This is a genomic window from Thermodesulfobacterium hveragerdense DSM 12571, assembly GCF_000423845.1.
Taxonomy (GTDB): domain Bacteria; phylum Desulfobacterota; class Thermodesulfobacteria; order Thermodesulfobacteriales; family Thermodesulfobacteriaceae; genus Thermodesulfobacterium; species Thermodesulfobacterium hveragerdense.
The window spans coordinates 61,779-80,106 of sequence record NZ_AUIT01000007.1 but is presented as its reverse complement, the minus strand read 5'-3'; the positions used below and the strand labels follow the sequence as shown (position 1 = coordinate 80,106).

Here is an 18,328-nt window from a genome sequence, read left to right as displayed (position 1 = left end):
TAATAAAATCAAAGAGATTAGGGGAGGAAAAGAGTTATGTTTAAACTTTCTGAAAGAGCCAAAAATTTAAAACCCTCTACTACTTTAGCGGTAGATGCAAAGGCCAAAGCCCTAAAAGCCCAAGGAATTGACGTGATTAATCTTTCTGCAGGAGAGCCAGATTTTGACACCCCATCTTACATTAAAGAGAGTTGTAAGAAAGCTTTGGATGAGGGTTTAACTAAGTATATTCCAACCCCTGGACTTTTAAGTTTAAGGAAGGCTATATGTGAAAGGATAAAGTCAGACTATGGGTTTGAATACACACCAGAAGAGGTATTGGTAACTACAGGAGCAAAACAAGCTATCTTTAACTTGCTATTAGCCTTGGTTGATAAAGGAGACGAGGTTTTAATCCTTTCTCCTTACTGGGTTTCTTATCCTGCGATGGTTGAGTTAGCTGGAGGTACTACAAAGTTTATCCCTTCTGACATGGCTAATAACTTTGAGCCCTCTATCAGTGATATCGAGGCAGCGATTAGTTCTAATACCGTAGGTATTATCCTTAATAGCCCTTCAAACCCTACAGGCTGTATTTACTCTGATAGGTTTTTAAAAGACCTTGCAGAATTGTTAAGAGGAAAAAATATTTGGGTACTAAGTGATGACATTTATGATAAGCTAAGGTTTGACTTTGCGTCACCTAAAAACATATTATCTGTGGCACCAGATTTTAAAGAAAGAGTTTTTATAGTAAACGGGGTTTCTAAAACCTATGCCATGACCGGTTGGAGGATAGGTTGGCTTGTTGGACCTAAGGAGATAATAAAAATCTGTGCCAACATACAGGGCCAGAGCACTTCTCATGCTACCAGTTTTGCTCAGAAAGCCTGCGAAATTGCCCTTACCTCTTCTCAGGAAGAGGTAGAAAAGATGTGTCGTGTTTTTGCTAAAAGAGCAAAGGTGCTTTCTGAAGAACTAAGAAAAATTCCTGGTATAAAGTTTATCGAGCCACAAGGGGCCTTCTATCTTTTTGCTGATGTTTCAGTGTATTATGGAAAGAAAAACAAAGAAGGAAAAGACATCGGTAGTTCCTTAGATATAGCTGAATATCTATTAGATGAAGCAAGAGTTGCTGTTGTTCCTGGGATAGCCTTTGGAGATGATCGTTTTATAAGGCTTTCCTTTGCAAACTCTGAAGAAAGTTTAAAAGAGGCCTGCCATAGGATAAAGCAGGCCCTATCTCAACTGAGATAGAAAGTTTAGATAAAAACTTTAATTGCAGACTGTTTTGATTTCTTCTTTTACTAATTTTCCATATTCGTAGTATTGGACTTTTACTTGTTCGCAGTTGTCCTTTTTCCCTATAGGGGTAGCATAAACCTTTTGGACCTGGTCTTCGCTAACATATTCTACCGGTTTTCCTGTAGTAGCTGCCTCAGCCGCTGCTTTGTTCATGATGCTTCCAGCCGTCCCTCCGATGATACCACCAATAACCCCACCGATAACTGTTCCTCTCCAACGATTGTTTTTATCTATCAGGGCACCTAAAACTGCCCCAGCTACAGCACCTATCGTAGCTCCTTCCTTAGTTTTTTGACTTGTTTCAGGAACACATCCGGTAAGTAAATACCCTATCAAACAAAAAACCATAAAAAAACTCAAACAACGCATAAGTTTGTTTTTCATGATCCCCTCCTCATGAGAGTATAATAAAGCTGCTTTAATATTAAAGTTTAAACTTTATAGTTTTTAAGTCAATCCTTAGAAAGCACCTTTTTCCGAATTTTTACGAAAAGAAGGTGGTAATGATTAATGGGGCGGGGCCAATCGAGATTTTATAATATTTGTAAAACACCTGCCTTAAAAGTCTTGTCTTTTGTTTTTTTTATTTTAAAATTTCTATTATTATGGGCTGGCAAAAGGTTGAAAAAAAAGATCTAAAAGTAGGGATAGAGTTTTCTTTTGGTACTGAGAATATTCAGGTTGAGGAATGTTATTTCAAACAAAAACGGGTTGAAAAGACCTTCGACCTTGCCTTAAGCATCGACAAAGAAGATTATAACGTCTATGTGTGTGGTCCTAATGGTATAGGAAGAAGTAGGTACACTTTAAAAAGACTAAGAGAGATAGCCTCTTCTAAACCTACTCCTAAAGACATCTGCTATGTCAATAATTTTCAAGAGCCGTATAAACCTAAGGTTTTGATTCTACCCTCTGGTTATGGAAAAAAACTGGCTGAGCATATAGAAAATATCTTAGAGTTTTTAAAAAAAGAAACTTTTAAAGTTTTTGAAGGTAAAGAGTATGAAGAAGAGTTAAACGCAATTACTAAGGAAATCGACCTGCAAAAAGAGAAAGTAATAAATCAATTAGTAGAGGAGGCAAAATCTTATAACCTGATGGTTCTTTTCGGTCCTGAAGGAGTAAGGTTAATGCCTCTCTTTAAGGTACAAACCTCTCTTCCTCAGGAAGAATTTTTAAGCAATCCTCAGCTTAGAGAAGAATATCATAGAAACCTTGAGGCTTTTGAACCTAAGTTTAGGGATTATCTGAGAAAATTAAGAGAGCTTGATAATATTTTAGGAGAAAACCTTTTAAAATTAAGACAAAAGATCGCTGAAAATTTGGTGGATAAAGCGTGTAAAACTTTAGAAGAGGAATTTTCTAAGATTGAGGGATTTCAGACATACTTAAAAACTTTTAAACAAGAAATTGTTAAAAACATTCAAATCTTTATAGATTGGGAAAAATTAAAAGGTAATATAATGGTTCAAAATAACATCAACCGTGCGTTAAACATGTTTAGGGTAAACGTGCTGGTTGATAATTCTGAAACCGAGGGTGCACCTGTAGTTTATGAAAGGATACCTACTTTGAAAGGGCTTTTTGGACAGATAAATTATAAGGCAGAGATGGGAATACTTTATGCTGATCATCTAAGCTTAGCTCCAGGTATTCTTCATAAGGCTAACGGAGGATATGTAGTCCTTGATCTTTGGGAGGTTTTAAAAAACCCCTATGTATGGTTTCTTTTAAAGAGGACACTTCTTCATAAAGAACTTCATCTTATGGGAGGTATGATAGAGGAAATTCCTGTACCTCATGTAGGTATCTTGCCAGAGCCAGTGCCTTTTTCTGCTAAAGTCTTTTTGATAGGAGATCCTTACCTTTACCAACTTCTTATGTTTTATGACCCTGAGTTTTCTCAGCTGTTTAAACTTAAAGCAGAGTTTGAACCTGTGGTTTCTATAGAGGAAGAGCTGGTATCTATATTTCCCAAGGTTGTAAAAAAAGTAATAGAAGAAGAAGGGCTAAAAGACCTTGATAGCTCAGGTCTTAGCGAGCTCTTTAAGTATGCGGTTTATCAGTCAGGCCATAAACAGAAAATAAGTTTAATCATACAAGATTTGATCGACCTTTTAAGAGAAGCAAGCACCCTTTCTTCGAATCAATATATAACAGAAAAAGAGATCAAACAGGCTGTTAAAGATCGAATTTATAGGGTTAACATAATAGAGGAAAAGATAAGGGAACTTATAAAAGAAGGAAAAATCATCATAGATGTAGAGGGTGAAAAGGTTGGTCAGATAAACGGGCTCAGTGTTTATATGCTCGGAGATTACAGTTTTGGTAGGCCTTCTCGTATAACCGCTAATGTATTCCCTGGAAGTCGAGGGGTAGTTAACATAGAAAGAGAAATAGAAATGAGTGGGCCTATTCACTCAAAGGGTGTTTTTATCCTTTCTTCATATTTTTACCATCGTTATAGCACCAACTTTCCTCTTCAGTTTTCTTGCACCCTTACTTTTGAACAGGCTTATGAACCGGTAGAAGGCGATAGTGCTTCAGCCGCAGAGCTTATGGCTATCCTTTCGGCAGTATCGAAAATTCCTATCAAACAAAACCTTGCTCTCACCGGATCGATCGATCAGTTTGGGAATATCCAACCTGTAGGGGGTATTAAAGAAAAGATAGAGGGATTTTATCGGGTTTGTAAAATAAAAAATTTTACAGGAAATCAAGGGGTTATTATGCCACGTAAAAATATTGATAATCTTCTTTTAGATGATGAAGTTTTGGAAGATATAGAGAAAGGTGTTTTTCATGTGTATACTGTAGAAACGATAGATGATGTGATAGAGCTTCTTACCGGAAAAAAGCCTGAAAGTTTTCATAAAGAGGTTCGCAAAGGTCTTAAAAGGCTTTACGAGCTAAGTAAAGAAAAGGTAAGAACCTCTAAAACCTCAAGAACAAAAAGGTCTAAAAAATAGTTTTTACATAGTTTGTTATTAAAATTCTCTACTCAAGTGTCAACACAAAATCGTTTAAAATCAGGTTGATAAAAAGTTGTTAGTTTAACTAAGATGTGGTAGATTTGAAAAAAAATCAATTTTTCTATAAGGGGGACAGGATGGCTAAAATTAAAATTGGTGAAAAATTCTCTCTTATAGTACCCGATGATCCAGAAATTCCTTATATCGAAGGTGATGGAATTGGGCCTGACATAATGAAGGCCACTTTAAAGGTATTAAACGCAGCGGTTGACAAGGCTTATGGAGGTAAGAAAAAGATTTTGTGGAAAGAGGTTTTAGCAGGGGAAAAGGCTTATAAAGAGACAGGTACCTATCTTCCCGAGGAGACTTTAGAAATTATCAAAAGTTCGGTCGTGGCTTTAAAAGGACCGTTGACTACCCCGGTAGGAGGAGGTTTTAGAAGTTTAAACGTTACTTTAAGGCAGGTTCTTGATCTTTATGCCTGTGTAAGGCCTGTAAGGTGGATCCCTGGTACTCCCTCACCTGTTAAACATCCCGAAAAGGTAAACATGGTGGTTTTCAGAGAAAATACTGAGGATGTTTATGCAGGCATAGAGTTTCCAGCAGAGTCACCTGAAGCTAAAAAACTGATAGAGTTTATCAAAGAAAATTTTGGAAAAGAAATAAGGGAAGGTTCAGGTATAGGGATAAAACCTATCAGTAAGTTTGGAACCGCACGACTGGTAAGAAAAGCAATTCAGTACGCTTTAGAACAAGGGTATAAAACAGTTACGTTGGTGCATAAAGGTAACATCATGAAATATACCGAAGGTGCTTTTAGAGCTTGGGGTTATGAAGTAGCCAAGGCAGAATTTTCAGACAAGGTAGTTTTAGAGGAAGAGTTAAAAGAAAGATTTTCTGAGGGTATTCCCCAAGGTATGGTTATAATTAACGACAGGATAGCAGACGCCATGTTTCAGTGGGCCTTGCTCAGACCAGAGGATTATGGGGTACTTGCTACTCCCAATTTAAACGGAGACTATCTTTCTGATGCTTTAGCTGCCCAGGTAGGTGGTCTTGGGATGGCCCCTGGTGCTAACATAGGAGATGGATATGCTGTTTTTGAGGCTACTCACGGATCAGCCCCTAAGTATGCAGGGTTAGACAAGGTTAATCCTTCTTCTTTGATACTCTCTGGAAAAATGATGCTTGAATATCTTGGATGGAAGGAGGCTGCCGAACTTATTTGGAAAGGTCTTACCAAAACCATCCAACAAAAGATAGTGACTTATGATTTAGCAAGGCAGCTTGAAGGTGCAAAAGAGGTTAAATGTTCTGAGTTTGCAGAAGCCATAGTAGAAAACATTTACAAGGAAGAGATATAATGGTTACTTCTTTGGAGGTAGACCAAGAAAGTTGTATAGGCTGTGGATATTGTATAGAGATATGTCCTGAGGTTTTTACGTGGGGTCCGGAAAGAAAGGCTTTGGTTTATAATTTTGAGGGATGTAAGGCTTGTGATTGTATATCTGCCATAGAGGATTGTCCTGTAAAAGCTATTTCTGCGGAAGGGGGTTCTTATGAAAAAGTATGATTTTTCTACCATAGAAAAAAAATGGCAAGAACTCTGGGAAAAACATCAGGTTTTTGAAGCTAAAACAGATCCTTCTAAACCTAAATATTATGTTCTTGAAATGTTTCCTTACCCTTCTGGAAGAATTCATATGGGGCATGTAAGAAACTATACCTTAGGTGATATTTTAGCCCGAGTAAAAAGGATGAAAGGGTATAATGTGCTTCATCCTATGGGATGGGATGCCTTTGGACTCCCTGCAGAAAATGCGGCTTTAAAACATGGGGTTCATCCTGCTAAATGGACCTATGATAACATAGCCTACATGAAAAATCAGTTAAAAAAACTTGGTTTTAGTTATGACTGGAGACGTGAGTTAGCTACTTGTGACCCAGGTTATTACAAGTTTGAACAAAGGTTTTTTATAGAGATGTATGAAAAAGGACTTGCCTATAGGAAAACCTCTCTGGTTAACTGGTGTTCTTCTTGCCATACGGTACTTGCTAACGAACAGGTGGAGGATGGAGGTTGTTGGCGTTGTGGAACTGAGGTTACTTATAAAGAAATGGAAGGCTGGTTTTTAAGAATAACAGCTTATGCAGAGGAACTTTTAAAAGAGCTTGATGAGCTTGAGAAATATTGGCCTGAAAGAGTTATTGTAATGCAGAGGAACTGGATAGGAAAAAGTGAAGGGGCTGAGATAAAGTTCTTTTTACCAGAAATAGGGGAAGACTTAATAGTTTATACCACTCGCCCTGATACCCTTTATGGTGCTACCTTTATTTCTCTCTCTTCCGAACATCCATTAGCCCAGAGATTAGCTGAAAAAAAGGGTTTGTCTCAAGCTTTAGCTGAGTTTATAGATAAAGTCAGAAAGGAAAGGAGAGAAATTGAAACAGGTATGGCAGAAAAAGAGGGATTATTTTTAGAAAGTTATGCCATCCATCCATTGACCGGAGAAAAACTTCCTGTTTATGTGGCCAATTTTGTACTTATGGAATATGGAACCGGAGCTATTATGTGTGTTCCTGCACACGATCAAAGAGACTTTGAGTTTGCCAAGAAATATAATCTTCCTATAAAAATAGTGATCCAACCAGAGGGTATTAACTTAAACCCAGAGGACCTTGAAGAAGCTTATGAAAAACCTGGGATTATGGTAAATTCAGGGCCTTTTACCGGTCTTCCCAGTATAGAGGGAAAAAGTAAAATAACCGCTTATCTCGAAGAAAAAGGTGTGGGCAGAAAAAAGATAACTTACAGGCTTAGAGACTGGGGGGTTTCAAGACAAAGATATTGGGGGTGTCCTATTCCTATGGTGTATTGCGATAAATGCGGAATCGTTCCTGAAAAACTGGAAAACCTCCCGGTAGTTTTACCTACAGACGTTCAAATAGACTTTACTGGAAGATCTCCTTTGCCTTTGTTATCTGATTTTGTTAATACTACTTGTCCTAAGTGTGGAGGCCCGGCTAAAAGAGAAACCGATACCTTTGATACTTTTATGGAGTCTTCCTGGTATTTCGCAAGGTTTGCTTGTCCTGATTATCCTGAACCCTTTAATCCAGAGGATATCCATTACTGGTTGCCTGTAGACCAGTATATCGGTGGTATAGAACATGCGATTTTACACCTTCTTTATGCCAGATTTTTTACTAAGGTTTTAAGAGACCTTGGTTATTTCAAGATAAACGAACCTTTTAAAAATTTACTTACCCAAGGTATGGTTATCAAAGAAACCTATAAATGTCCGGTTCATGGATGGGTCTATCCTGAAGAGGTTTCTCCTGAAGGAAGATGTTTAAAAACAGGTTGTGGGCAAGAAATCATCGTAGGAAAGTTTGAAAAGATGTCAAAAAGTAAATGTAATGTAGTAGACCCTGATGTGATGATTAAGAAATACGGAGCAGACACCGTAAGACTTTTTATCTCCTTTGCAGCTCCACCTGAAAAAGACCTTGAGTGGAGTGACCATGGAATAGAAGGAGCATACAGGTTTTTAAAAAGACTTTACCATTTAGTGTTAGAATATACAGAGGCTTTAAAAGAAATAGAATATTCCTCTGAAGAGTTTAAAAACCTTGATCCCAAGTTAGTGCCTCTTAGAAAAAAACTTCACAAGACTGTTAAAAAAGTTTCTGAAGATTTTGAAAAAAGACTCAGGTTTAATACAGGGATTGCGGCTATCATGGAGTTTTTAAACTTATTTCAGGATTATCTAAAAGAGATAGATTTAAACGACATGATGCACAAAAAACTGATAAAAGAGTGTTTAAAAAAGGTGGTATTGCTTATATCTCCTGTATGTCCTCATTTGGCAGAAGAGTTGTGGCAAGAGCTTGGAAAGAAGACTTTTATTTCCTGTGAACGTTTTCCTGATTACGAAGAAGCCTGGTTGGTAGATGAAACTTATATGCTTGTGGTTCAGGTTAACGGTAAGGTGAGAGATCAGGTAGAGGTTTCGGTTGAGGCTACCCCGGAAGAGTTAGAAGCCATGATAAAAGAGAGACAAAAGGTAAAAAAATATTTAGAAGGAAAACAAATCAAAAATGTGGTTTTTGTCCCTAAGAAACTTATTAATTTTGTGGTTTAGTTTTATACTTTTGGGTTGTGGTTATAGTTTTTACCATCGCCCTTTATATCTAAAAGAAGACTGGAAGACCATCTATATCCCCCCTTGGAAAAACTATTCTTCAGAAACCTCCTTAGGAGAATATCTTTCTTATTACTTAAGACATAAGTTTGCACAAGGTCAGTTTTTACTTCCTGTATATGATGAAGACAGGGCAGATCTGGTTTTAAAAGGTGAGATCAAAAAAGTTTACTTCGATCCCATTTCCTATGAAACTTTTTTGGTTACCAAAGAAAGAAAGATATCTTTTGAGGGAGAATATCAGCTTATCGAAAGAAAAACCGGAAAGGTTATTTTAAAACGACCGATTAGTCGTTATGAGATTTATCGTGTAGCTCAGCAACAGGTGGTTAACTTTTTAGACCCAGGTAGAGAAGAGGCCTTAAAACTTCTTTCTCAAGATTTAGCTGAGATTATACTTCAAGACATAATGTTTAACGAGTTGAAGCTATAAGATTCTTACCAGAGTTTAAATCCTTCTAAGGTTTCTTTTATATCCTGAGGTTCAAGGTATCTTAGACCTAACTTATCAGCCATGTTGAGAACCCCTTTGTCTGCAGAAAGTACAAGGGCATCAAGCTCAAGGGCTAAAAGGATAATCTCTAAGTCCTCTTTAGAGTCAACTATCCCTTCCCTTAATACTTCTCTATATCTTCTTCTTAAAAATTTAAGCACCTCTTCAGGTTTTTTGTAGGTAGAGGCTTTTACCGCTTCTTCTGCTACCCTAAGGCCTTTGTTGATCCTATTTCTTAATTCTTCTATAAATTCATACATCAAAAAAGCAGGGATATAAAGTTCGTATTTTTTAGGAGATTTAACTTTAAGCACAGATCTTGCCTTAGGGGGAAGTTTAAGGTTGTTAAGCATCCTTTTTAACTCTTCAAATACAGAACTTGGTAAATAAACATTTATCTCTCCTTCTAATTCTGACACCATTAAAAGAAAGTTAGTGAAGGCTTCTGAAGGGTTTGAACCAAATTGTTTGTAAACGTCAGGGTTGGTAAAAATACTTGTATCTGGAACTAATCTTTCTTTTTCCATGTCTTACTCCATTTGTTTAAAATTAGTTTAAAACTATCTCTTCAAATAATGCTGGAATGTGGATTTCAGGAAATTTTTTAGGATGCTTTTCTAAAAGGATTTTTTTTAAGACCTCCATTTTTTCAGGTTCTCCGTGTACTAAAAACAATTTTTTAACCTGGTCTAAACGAGAAATCCATTCTAACAACTCCTTTTGTCCTGCATGGGAGGAAAAACCATTTATGGTGTAAACCTTTAGTCGAACAGGTAGTTCTTCACCTAAAATATGTATTTTCTTAGCTCCATCTACGATGAGCCTCCCTAAGGTTCCCTTAGGCTGAAAACCTACAAATACCAAACTACACTCTGGGCGATAGATGTTATTTCTTAGATGATGTAGGATTCTTCCTCCAGTAATGGTGCCATTTCCTGCAATGATTATAGCCCTTGATTTTACGTTATTTATCTGTTTAGATTCTTCTACGTCTTCTGTAAGGGTTAGATAGGGGAACTCAAAAGGGTCTTTTTGAGTAAACACTTTATAAGCCTCTTCATCAAAAAATTCAGGGTTGTCTTTAAAGATTTTGGTAGCTTTGATGGCAAGAGGACTATCTAAGAAGACCTGACAATGAGGAAGAAGGCCTTGCTCGTAAAATTCTCTCAACGTATAAAGAATCTCTTGAGCTCTCTCCAGAGCAAAGGTTGGTATAAAGACGTTTCCTCCTCTCTTGAAGGTTTCGAGAATGGCTTCTAACAGTTCTTCTTTTGATTCTTCAAAAGATTTATGATCTCTATCCGCATAAGTGGTTTCTATACACAAAAAGTCTGTAGGTAAGGGATAGTCAAAGTCTTTTACGATAGGTTTGTTTTTATTTCCTAAATCTCCAGAAAAGGTTATTTTTTGTTTAGTTTCTAAGTCCTCTATCTGAACAAAACAGGACCCAAGGATATGGCCTGCGTCTTTAAAAAGGACTTTTATTTTGTTTTCTAAAATCAAAGGTGTATCAAAATTGAGGTTTATTTTAAAAAAGTTAAAACTTTCTAATACATCGTATTCGTCATAAAGAGGAGGAGGGGGCAAGTCTAATCCCCTTTTAATCGATTTTTTATATAGCGTTTTATAATGCTCTCTCATTACTTTTGCTGCGTCAAGAAGCATAATCTTAGCTATTTGAGAAGTAGGTTTAGTACAGATGATCTTACCTCTAAATCCTTCTTTTACTAAAAGAGGTAGCCTTCCACAATGGTCGATATGGGCATGAGTAAGAATAAGATAAGAGATTTCCTTAGGGTTAAAAGGAAAATGGTTTTGGTTTTTTGAACTTTCAAGCCCCTGAAAAAGCCCACAATCAACCAAGATTTTTGTATTTCTTATGTCCAAAAGAAAACAACTTCCTGTTACCCCTCCTGCTCCTCCATAAAATCCGATTTTAATTCCCATTTTAACCTCCAGGTTTTGAGAAATCTAATATTCTTTGAGGATGGGTGTAAACATTAAACCTTTCGCCCCGTAAAAACCCTATCAAGGTAATTCCGATTTTTTCGGCAAGTTCAACGGCTAAGGAGGTAGGTGCACTACGGCTTATTAAAAAGGGAACTTTCCATCTCCCCATCTTAAGTACCATTTCCGAAGAAATTCTACCGCTTACGAGGATAAGCTTGTCTTCTAAGGAAAGCCCGTTTAAAAGGGCATATCCTAATACTTTGTCAACTGCATTATGTCTTCCTATGTCTTCTGCATAAAAAATTATGTCTTCTTGGCTACAAATGGCTGCTGAGTGCAGACAACCTGTCAGTTTAAATAGTTCTGCTTTTTTAACAAAAGTTTTAAACAAGTTAAATATAGAGTCTTTATCAACCTTAAAATTAAAAGAGTTATAAGGTTGTACCTCAGAGAGAAAACTGTATGAGGCAAAGCATCCTGAAGAAAGGGTTTTTGAAAGAAGGTCTACTTTTTCATAGGTATATATCTTAGCGATGATCTCTCCGTTTTTCTCTATTAATTCAAGTTCTTCTGGACACCAGACATTCTGTATCAGTCCTTCTGTAAGGACAAAGCTTACGATTAGTTCTTTAAGGTGCATAGGGGTGGCTGCAAGGGAGAGGATTTCTTGCTCGTTTATCAAAAGCTTGACCTTGGTTTCTATCGCCAGTAAATCTTCAAACTCAGAGATATTTTGGTTGGTTTTTACTTTCCATACCTTTTTAGACTTGATCGGAGGAAGTAAAGGCATTTACCTTAAGGTTACAGCAAGCACTTGTTTTAAGGTGGTTTCGCCTTTTAAAACTTTTAAAATACCGTCTTGCTTAAGGGTGGTAAACCCTTTAGTGATAGCCAGGTTTCTGATCTCGTTAGCAGGTTTGTTTTTGATAATATACTCTTTTAGCTCTTCATCAGGGATAAGAAGTTCATGGATAGCCATCCTACCTTTAAAACCTGTATCATTACATTGAGGACACCCTACAGGCCTGAAAAAAGTAGCTTTTTCAATCATTTCATCGGTCAGAGGTTTAGTAGGATGAGATCCATATTCTATTTTAACACGTTCTATCTCTTCTTCTGAAGGGGTATAAAGTTCCTTGCATTCTTTGCAGAGTCTTTTTGCCAGTCTTTGGGCAAGCACTCCCAGTAAAGCGTCTGCAAAATTAAACGGGTCTATACCCATACCTAAAAGTCTGGTGATGGTTTCAGGGGCACTGTTAGTATGTAAGGTGCTTAAAACTAAATGCCCGGTAAGAGAGGCCTCTATTAAAGTATGCGCTGTTTCTTCATCTCTTGTTTCTCCTATCATGATGATGTCAGGGTCTGCACGTAAAAAGGCCCTAAGTACTTTGGCAAAGGTAAGTCCGATCTTAGGGTTAACTTGCACCTGACGAAGCCCTTCTTGTAGGATTTCTACCGGGTCTTCTGCTGTCCAGATCTTTTTGTTTGGCTTATTTAAATATTTTAAAGCAGCATGAAGGGTGGTGGTTTTACCTGAACCAGTAGGCCCTACTACTAAGATCAACCCATAGGGATAGTCTAAAATCCTTTTAAAGTTTTGGTAGTTTTCTTCTAACAGGTCTATCTCTTCTAATTGTTTAAACTCTATCCCTCCTAAAATTCTCATCACTACGTCTTCGTTGTTGTCAACCGTAGGAAGGGTAGCTACCCTTATTTCAAACTCTTTGCCTTCTTTGGTTCTAAATTTTATCTTTCCGTCTTGTGGAAGTCTTTTTTCTGCGATGTTAAGATTTGCCATGATTTTTATACGGGAGATAACCTGTCTTTTCTGATGTTCAGGAATGGTAGAATAATGAAAACACTCTCCATCCACCCTAAACCTTACTTGCAACCCCTTCTTCCCGGTTAAACTTTCCCAATGAATGTCTGAGGCTCTCCTTTTATAAGCCTCTTCTATGATAAAATTAACCAGTTGAACGATGGCACTATCTATCAAAGATACATCTTCTATTTCTTCCTCTTCCTGTACCTCTTCTATCCCAACCTCTTCTAGTATGGACAAGCTCCCTTCAGAAAAATAACTATCTACGATGTCTATCAAATCTTCCTTGATCGCAAAACTTAACACCAAGCTTTCAGAAGAAAGTTGAAGGACTTTTTTAACTTTTTCTATGTTTTCTTGGTCTTCAGGATCATAACAGACAAGATAAATCCTACCGGTTTCTTTTTCTTTTAAAGGTACACAAAGAGCATCTAAAAAAAACTGTTTCTTGATCCCTAAAACTTGAGGCATTTTAGAATACTTGGATAAATCTTTTGTGTCAATAACCGGGATTTGATAAACGGTTTTAACAGACTCAAGTATTTCTAACTTCTTCACTTTATAACGTTCTATCAGTAAAAGTTCTAAGCTTTTGTTAGTTTCTAAACTTTCGGTATAAAGTTTTAAAAGTTCTTCTATTTTAAGATTAAGTTTTTTGAAAACATATTTTAATCTTTCGATCTTTTTTAATATTTGAAGTTTTTCTGTTTTTTCCAAATATTTAGGGTCAGAAGTAGAAATAAACAGCTGTTTATAGATGTTGAAAGCTTTTTTGAATTCATAGCTGTTTTCGCAAATATAGGCAATCTTTGACAAAAGAAAAATCTCTACCTCTTTACTTAATACCTCTTTTTTTTGAAGAAGACTTATCAGAATGTCTAAAAGTTCATAGGATTGAATCCTTGGTTCGTAGTCCTCTAAAATTTTTTTGAAAACAAGAAAGTTGTTGAGATTTTCAGTAAGTAAATCTTTTAATTGCCTTGCAGTATTCTCCATATCTAATAATTTTATTTAATAAATTTTAAAAGACAACCCTTTTATAAGCTTTGTGTTTTAGTTTTGAGTGTTTATAGACCTTATTATAAAATACATATTAAGCCTTTTAAAAACTTGACAAAATCAGAAAACCCGTTAGACTAAACCAAAATTTTTAGAAAAGGAGGGATTATCTTTTGGCGGGGATAGTCGTTAAGGATGGAGAGTCTTTAGAACAAGCTTTAAAAAGGTTTAAAAGGCTTGTAGAAAAAACAAAAATACTTTCTGAGGTTAAAAAGAGAGAATTTTACGAAAAGCCTGGGGTTAGACGTAGAAAAAAGATGCAAGCAGCCCGTAAGAAATTGATGAAAAAACTTAAGAAGTTGCAACAAAAAGTTAAGGAAAAATAAGCGGTATTTATTTGTAATTTTAGAACGTGGTGTTGAAATCTTTTGTTAAGCTTGAATGGTCTAAACTTTTAGACTATCTTTCTGAAAACGTAGTTAGTGATTTTGTTAAACAAGAAGTAAAACAATTATTACCTAATTTTGATTGTGAAAAAGCTTGTATAATTCAGGCGCAAGCAAGTTATCTCTGGAATCTTATAGAAAAGGGGGAAAGGTTAGACCTTATCCCCCTTAAATCATTAAGATCCCTTTTTTTTAAGGCTCAAAAGCGGTCTGTTTTCCTTCCTTTGGAACTCATACAGATTAAACAGTGGTTTATCGTTTTAAAAAAATTGTCTTCAATCCTTAAAAATTCGCCTTTTTCTCGGCTTGTTGATTCTTATCAGGCTGTCAAAGAATTAGAACAACAATTTTTAGATAGGGTAATCGATTACGAAAGAAAGGAACTTAAAGACAAAGCTTCCTATCAACTTTATGTGATAAGAAAGAAAATTAGAGAGGCTTTAGACCTTTTGTATGGGAAACTCGATAAGCTTAGAGAACATTTTTTTAAAAAAGGTTATTTACAGGAAAATCTCTATACCCAAAAAGAAGGTAGGTATGTTCTTCCGGTTAAGGTTGAATTTAAAAATAAGGTAAAAGGGATTTTCCACGGACTTTCTTCAAGTGGGGCTACTGCTTTTATAGAACCGGTTTCTATCATAGGTCTTTCAAACGAGGTGGAAACCCTTCGTCATCAAGAGCAAAGAGAGGAGTTAAAGATTTTAAAGGAAGTTTCTCAAGAGCTGTTTTTAAAAAGAGAGCTTTTTTTTGAGCTTGAAGACCTTTATTTAGAGTTCGAAATAGCCTGGGGTAAGGTAAACTTAGGAAGGGCTTATCGAGGGATTTTTCCTGAGTTAAAACCTCAAGGAAGCCTTAAGGTTTGGCAAGGGGTTCATCCTTTTCTATTACTTAATCAAACTAAGGAAAAACAGGTTAAAGCAATTAGAAACGATTTTTTCTTAGAAAAGGGGTTGCTTATAACAGGACCTAACTTAGGTGGTAAGACAGTTTCTCTAAAAACCATAGGTTTGATTTGTTTAATGGCTCAGACAGGTTTTTTAATACCTGCAGAAAGGGCTGAAATTCCGGTTTTTAACAAAATGTTTGCTGACATCGGAGATGATCAGGATATCTTCCAGGGCGAGTCTTCTTTTTCTTCTCATTTAAGAGGTCTTAAAGAGATTTTAGATCAGGCAGATAGTCAAACCTTGGTGCTTCTTGATGAACCAGGCAGAGGTACAGACCCTGAAAAAGGTATGGCACTTATTGCTGCAGTGTTGGAAGAGCTTCTAAAAAGAGGGGTAAAAGTAGTGGTTACCACCCATTCTCAGTTTTTGAAAACCTTAGGGCTAAAGATAGAGGAGTTGAAAGTTGCTACGATGGAGTATAACCTTGAGACTAAAGAACCTACTTACAGGTTGGTTTATGATGTTTATGGGGATTCTTTATCCTTTGAATTGGCCAAAAAATTAGGTATTCCTGAGCGAATTTTAGATAGAGCCTTTGAATATCTGCAAAATAAAGAATACTGGGAATGGTATAAACTTTGGGAAAAAGAGTTTGATAAGGTTAAAAAACTTAAAGAGTGTTTAGAAAGAAAAGAAAAAGACTTAGAGCAAAGAGAGATTCAACTTAACCATAAAAAAGAAGAACTTGAAAAACATTATGTCAAACAACTTGAACTTAAGTTTAAAGAATGGGAAAGAGAGTTTAAGAAACTGGTAGAGGAATTGAGTGAAAAGGGTATAGGTAAAAAAGGTGGGGCGAAAGAGTTTGAAAAATTTGTGGCTAAGGTTTTAAGAGAAAGTCAACAAGAAGAAACTATTCAAGAAGGTGATTATGTATTAATAAAAGGGTTTAACCAGAAAGGGAAAGTGATAAAGATAAGAGATAATTTGGCAGAGGTTTTATGTGGTGCTTTAAGGTTAGAGATACCTTTAGAAAGGTTATCTAAGATTTTAGAGGCTCAAAAACTCAAATCAAAACACTCTCATGGCTTTTCTCTAAGACCTTCTTCTACTTCTCAAACCTCTAAAGAAAATAGGAGAAGGGTTAATCTTTTGGGTTTGACAGTAGATGAGGCTTTGGAAGCGGTAGAAAAAGAACTTAACAGGGGTTTTTTAGAAGGGGTGGCTGAGGTTTATCTTGTTCATGGGCATGGGTCAGGAAGGTTAAGAGAGGCTATTCAGAAACATCTAAAAGACCATCCTCTGGTAAAAGAGTTTAGGTTTGCAGAACAAAGTAAGGGAGGGACAGGGGTTACTGTAGTTTTTTTGGAAAAAAAACATTAAGGAGGTTTTTTATTTCACTATTGCATATTTAAAAAAGTGTATTATAAAATTTCTGATGGAAAGAATTCTTTTAATCTTGATCCATAATACTTTAAATTTTAAGACCAAATAGAGTTCATAGAGGTAACCCTTGGAGGAACTTTTTGAGAAAATAAAAGAGATTTATAACCTTGTAGAGGTAGTTTCTAACTATGTAAGGTTAAAAAGGATAGGCAAAAATCTTGTAGGACTTTGTCCTTTTCATTCAGAAAAAACCCCTTCTTTTGTGGTCAGTCCTGAGAAACAGATTTTCAAGTGTTTTGGATGTGGTGAGTCTGGTGATGTGGTAACTTTTTACATGAAGATAAAGGGGTTATCCTTTAAAGAGGCTATCTTAGAATTAGCAGAGAAAGCAGGAATTTATGTAGAAGAAAAAGTTTTTTTAGAGAAGACAAAAGAAAACGAGCTTGTTAGCCTGGCTTATAAAGTAGCCAAGTTTTACCATCATTTGCTGTTTTTTCATCCTGGGGCTAAAGAAGGAAGAGAATATCTCTTAGAAAGAGGCCTTTCTGAAGAAACTATAAAGCATTTTCTTTTAGGTTTTGCCCCTCAAGAAGGTAGGGTATTAACCGGTTATTTGAGAACCTCAAAAGAAGAGTTTAAACATGCAGAAGAGCTTGGTTTGATCAAACAAGTACAAGACGGTTCTTTTGTAGACCTTTTTAAGTTTAGGGTGATCTTTCCTGTTTTTAATTCCAAAGGGGAGTGTGTTGGTTTTGGAGGAAGAGCTCTTCTTAAAGAAGACGAGCCCAAGTATTTAAATACCTCTGAGTCTAAAATTTATAAAAAATCAGAAATCCTTTATGGTCTTTATCAGGCTAAAGAATATATCAAGAAAGGAAAAACCTGTTTTTTGGTAGAGGGATACTTTGATTTCCTTTCTTTCTGGGAGGCTGGGATAAGAAATACGGTTGCTACTTGTGGTACAGCCCTTACCCCTACTCATGTAAAAATCCTTAAAGGATTATCTGAGGAGATATTGGTATGTTATGACAGCGATGAAGCTGGGAAAAAGGCTACGGTAAGGGCCGTGTCTTTGTTTGTAAAAGAAGGGATTTTACCTAAATGTGTTGTTTTACCTGAAGGGGAGGATCCAGATTCTTTCGTCCAAAAAATAAAGGTAGATGCATCAGAGGTTAAGGAAAAGATAAAGGACTTAACCCAGGACGGAATTTCTTTTGTAGTTTCTTTTTACCAAGACAAATTCAAACAAAATCCTTCTAAGGCCTATCAAGAATTGATTGAGGTTTTTCAGGGTATAGAAGACCCGTTTTTAAAGAAAAAAGTAGCTAAGGAATTGAGCTTTAAACTGGATTTGTCTGAAACAGAGATTTTAAAAAGTTTATCTAAAAAGGAAGTATCTAAAAAACCTGCTATATTTATTTCATCTTCTGAAAAGAGTTTGGTTGAACCTAAGGAAGATAGTTGTTTAAGGATGATTGCTCAATACTTAGTAAGTTATCCTGAAGATTTAGAAATTTTAGAGGAGTCAGGACTTTCTAAGTATTTAGAAGCTTGTGGTTCTAAGTATACGGTTTTTTTAAAAATGTTAATCGAGAGTTTGAAAAAAGGGCTGGGAGAGCTTTCTTGTGTCTCTGATCCTGAATTTCAGTCTATTCTAAGCGACCTTCTTTTTAGCCCTCCTTTTGAAAGTCGAGAGGAGGTTCTCAAAGACATAAAATCCTTTCTCCAAAAGTCTTTAATCAAGCTGGAGTTAAAAAAACTTGCAGAGAGCATAAAAAATTTAGAAAATGTAGGGGCAAAAGAAGAAAAAAATCAATATCTTTGTCTTTTAAAAGCCACCTTGATCAATAAAGTTTGTGGTTTAGACAAAGTAGAGAGTTAAAA

14 protein-coding genes are annotated in these 18,328 nt (G+C 36.1%); 9 read left to right on the top strand and 5 right to left on the bottom strand.

Going from position 1 to position 18,328, the window contains the following annotated elements:
• Positions 1–36 precede the first annotated feature (36 nt).
• Entirely contained in the window at positions 37–1,236 is a 1,200-nt protein-coding gene (locus G580_RS0103440; protein ID WP_028841060.1) for a pyridoxal phosphate-dependent aminotransferase, read from the top strand.
• 18 nt (positions 1,237–1,254) lie between these two features.
• Here the strand turns inward: G580_RS0103440 and G580_RS0103435 are convergent, their stop codons facing one another.
• Positions 1,255–1,668, bottom strand: coding sequence for a glycine zipper 2TM domain-containing protein (locus G580_RS0103435; RefSeq protein ID WP_211211349.1), 414 nt, complete (start codon positions 1,666–1,668; stop codon positions 1,255–1,257).
• A gap of 221 nt (positions 1,669–1,889) precedes the next feature.
• Here G580_RS0103435 and G580_RS09775 point away from each other — a divergent pair, with 221 nt between their 5' ends.
• From G580_RS09775 to lptE, 5 genes are all read left to right on the top strand, one after another.
• The gene (locus G580_RS09775; protein ID WP_038041447.1) at positions 1,890–4,253 is read left to right on the top strand and encodes a Lon protease family protein; all 2,364 of its coding nucleotides are present in this window, start codon (positions 1,890–1,892) and stop codon (positions 4,251–4,253) included.
• 140 nt (positions 4,254–4,393) lie between these two features.
• On the top strand, positions 4,394–5,620 hold the full coding sequence (gene icd, locus G580_RS0103425; RefSeq protein WP_028841058.1) for an isocitrate dehydrogenase (NADP(+)): 1,227 nt from the start codon (positions 4,394–4,396) through the stop codon (positions 5,618–5,620).
• Complete coding sequence (locus tag G580_RS0103420) at positions 5,620–5,829, top strand: ferredoxin (protein WP_028841057.1); 210 nt, start codon at positions 5,620–5,622, stop codon at positions 5,827–5,829. Before icd ends, G580_RS0103420 begins: the two co-directional genes overlap by 1 nt.
• Positions 5,816–8,401 (top strand): leucine--tRNA ligase, encoded by a 2,586-nt coding sequence (gene leuS / locus G580_RS0103415; RefSeq protein ID WP_028841056.1) that lies wholly within the window; start codon positions 5,816–5,818, stop codon positions 8,399–8,401. Before G580_RS0103420 ends, leuS begins: the two co-directional genes overlap by 14 nt.
• Positions 8,358–8,894, top strand: coding sequence for an LPS assembly lipoprotein LptE (lptE, locus tag G580_RS0103410; RefSeq protein WP_028841055.1), 537 nt, complete (start codon positions 8,358–8,360; stop codon positions 8,892–8,894). Before leuS ends, lptE begins: the two co-directional genes overlap by 44 nt.
• A gap of 5 nt (positions 8,895–8,899) precedes the next feature.
• Here the strand turns inward: lptE and G580_RS0103405 are convergent, their stop codons facing one another.
• The 4 genes from G580_RS0103405 to G580_RS0103390 are packed head-to-tail and all read right to left on the bottom strand — an operon-like array spanning position 8,900 to position 13,722.
• A complete protein-coding gene (locus G580_RS0103405; RefSeq protein WP_028841054.1) occupies positions 8,900–9,481 on the bottom strand; it encodes an RNA ligase partner protein in 582 nt (193 codons plus the stop codon).
• 22 nt (positions 9,482–9,503) lie between these two features.
• Entirely contained in the window at positions 9,504–10,901 is a 1,398-nt protein-coding gene (locus tag G580_RS0103400; protein ID WP_211211345.1) for an MBL fold metallo-hydrolase RNA specificity domain-containing protein, read from the bottom strand.
• 1 nt (position 10,902) lies between these two features.
• Complete coding sequence (gene fdhD, locus G580_RS0103395; protein WP_028841052.1) at positions 10,903–11,694, bottom strand: formate dehydrogenase accessory sulfurtransferase FdhD; 792 nt, start codon at positions 11,692–11,694, stop codon at positions 10,903–10,905.
• Entirely contained in the window at positions 11,695–13,722 is a 2,028-nt protein-coding gene (locus G580_RS0103390; protein ID WP_028841051.1) for a GspE/PulE family protein, read from the bottom strand.
• A 176-nt stretch (positions 13,723–13,898) separates the two neighbouring features.
• Here G580_RS0103390 and rpsU point away from each other — a divergent pair, with 176 nt between their 5' ends.
• From rpsU to dnaG, 3 genes are all read left to right on the top strand, one after another.
• Positions 13,899–14,111: a 30S ribosomal protein S21 gene (gene rpsU / locus G580_RS0103385; RefSeq protein WP_028841050.1), complete on the top strand. Its 213-nt coding sequence runs from the start codon at positions 13,899–13,901 to the stop codon at positions 14,109–14,111.
• Between the two features lie 32 nt (positions 14,112–14,143).
• Positions 14,144–16,441, top strand: a complete 2,298-nt coding sequence (locus G580_RS0103380; RefSeq protein WP_028841049.1) for an endonuclease MutS2 — start codon at positions 14,144–14,146, stop codon at positions 16,439–16,441.
• Between the two features lie 130 nt (positions 16,442–16,571).
• Positions 16,572–18,326 (top strand): DNA primase, encoded by a 1,755-nt coding sequence (gene dnaG, locus G580_RS10950; protein WP_051173032.1) that lies wholly within the window; start codon positions 16,572–16,574, stop codon positions 18,324–18,326.
• Positions 18,327–18,328: the final 2 nt, after the last annotated feature.